Raw genomic sequence first — 1,736 nt, forward strand, 5'->3', positions numbered from 1 at the left:
TTTCCCAATCCCAAAACACAGCGGAAAATTCGGCAAAAGTCGGCATTTCCTTTGGTCCCGGAAGTAGCTTCCCTTTCCTGTTCAACAAATTGCAATAATTCCTTGCCGCCGTCTTATTGCTCTGTCCGGTAGTCCAGGGACCTAACCGTTTCCCCTCTCCGTCATAAGCATAGTAATAGACCACTGTTTTCCCCGAAGGAACAACCCTTGTAAACAAAGTAAAATCGTTGTGCATAGCAAAACTCCTATTTTTTTGAAAATTGATGTCATACCTGATAACACGAATTTTCAAGCGTTTTAGGCGTACCGAACCAGCAACGCTAATTCTTTACAGGATATAGATTTATCACAGAGTAAAACCGCTGACAACTGTTGTTTAGTGCAATTTCAACAATGTTACCAGCATTGGGGAGAAGGCTTTTTCCTATTGCACCAGCCTTGCCAGTGTGACATTGCCAAACAATACCGCTTTTACCGCCATCGGAAGCAACAGCGATAGTACTGGTATTTTTTCTGAATGCACCAGTCTTGCCAGCATTGTCGTACCAAACAACGTTAAAAGCATTGGGAATAATGCTTTTTCCTATTGCACCAGCCTTGCCAGCGTAACATTTGAAGGGACGATTCCTTCGAGCGGGTTTAATAGTAACGCATTCTACAATCTCGGCGACTTGCGGACAAGGTTTTATGCAACGGATTCAACCAACGGTACGCCGGGAACGTATACGAGATCTGTCCCTGGGAGTAGTACTTCAGTGTGGACGAAACTGCCGTAGGGAGAGGGGAAATGGTTAGTGGATAGTGGGTAGAGAAAGCGAAATACTAACCGCTAAAAATTTTACAGGAGGTTAAAAAAACGTTTCATGGCTGTTTCAAGAGAAACCATATCGCTCTCTGATAATTCCGCTATTTTATTCTTTAGGCGGCTTTTATCAGCGCTCATGATCTGGTCGGTCATGGCTTTATTTTTATTGCCGTTCACGGTAACAACCGCCTCACCGGGATATATGCGTGAAGTATTGCTTGTAAGCGGAATTACAACTACCCTCGCAAGAAATTTGTTGGCTGTGTTATTACTTACAATTACCGCCGGTCTTGTTTTATGTATTTCTGTTCCAACCGCAGGGTCGAATTCAACCCACCAAACACTGCCACGAGTCATGCCGAACGTACCGGCTTTGAATCAGCAGGACCAAAATAGGCATTGCACCATTCGCAGGCTTCCCGCTCCCGTTCAGTATCGGCAGCCATTGCCTTATACGCTTCAACATCATCGGCATTTTCACTTTGCGCTTTTTTCCGCAAATACCCTACATAATCAAGCACTTCGCCAATATATCTGGAGGGAAGTTTATCAATTTCCTTTATCAATTCAACCTGTTCAGTCATGGATTACTCCTTGTAAGGAAAATATAGCATGGAAACCAAAATTTTTCAATTATAGGAGATTTTGAATGAAAAACTTTTTACTTTGCTTTTTACTAGCCATACCGAGTTTTCTCTTTGCCCAAACCGCCGAAAGAATTGAGCGGCTGTTGGAGCAAAAACAGGTGAGCTATCGGGACGCCGCACTGCTTGTGTTGGAAGCGTCGGGGCAGTTGGACGGCGAAAAACAAACAAGCGCCGATGACGCTTTCAGTTTGGCTGTCGAGCGAGGGGGGCTACCCAAGGACACGGCTTCAGGCGATTCGGCACGGCTCGATAACGTATCCCTGCTGTTAATGCGTTCTTTCAAC

At 44.8% G+C, this 1,736-nt stretch carries 3 protein-coding genes and 2 pseudogenes; 2 read left to right on the top strand and 3 right to left on the bottom strand.

Annotated features, from left to right (window positions below):
• Positions 1-235: pseudogene (locus tag ACYVRH_RS12705) on the bottom strand (tyrosine-type recombinase/integrase); the annotation flags it as partial.
• Positions 236-401: 166 nt separating this feature from the next.
• Between ACYVRH_RS12705 and ACYVRH_RS12710 the strand changes: the two are divergent.
• Positions 402-776 (top strand): annotated as a pseudogene (locus tag ACYVRH_RS12710) (leucine-rich repeat domain-containing protein); the annotation flags it as partial.
• A 62-nt stretch (positions 777-838) separates the two neighbouring features.
• Here the strand turns inward: ACYVRH_RS12710 and ACYVRH_RS12715 are convergent.
• Together ACYVRH_RS12715 and ACYVRH_RS12720 are read right to left on the bottom strand one after the other, a co-directional pair.
• The gene (locus ACYVRH_RS12715) at positions 839-1,162 is read right to left on the bottom strand and encodes a type II toxin-antitoxin system PemK/MazF family toxin (protein ID WP_461257269.1); all 324 of its coding nucleotides are present in this window, start codon (positions 1,160-1,162) and stop codon (positions 839-841) included.
• Positions 1,159-1,389, bottom strand: coding sequence for a hypothetical protein (locus ACYVRH_RS12720; protein WP_461257270.1), 231 nt, complete (start codon positions 1,387-1,389; stop codon positions 1,159-1,161). Before ACYVRH_RS12720 ends, ACYVRH_RS12715 begins: the two co-directional genes overlap by 4 nt.
• A 65-nt stretch (positions 1,390-1,454) precedes the next feature.
• Between ACYVRH_RS12720 and ACYVRH_RS12725 the strand changes: the two genes are divergently transcribed.
• Positions 1,455-1,736 (top strand): hypothetical protein (locus ACYVRH_RS12725; RefSeq protein ID WP_461257271.1); only part of this gene is annotated, 282 nt, incomplete at its 3' end.

The sequence above is a fragment of the Treponema sp. R80B11-R83G3 genome (assembly GCF_054786115.1).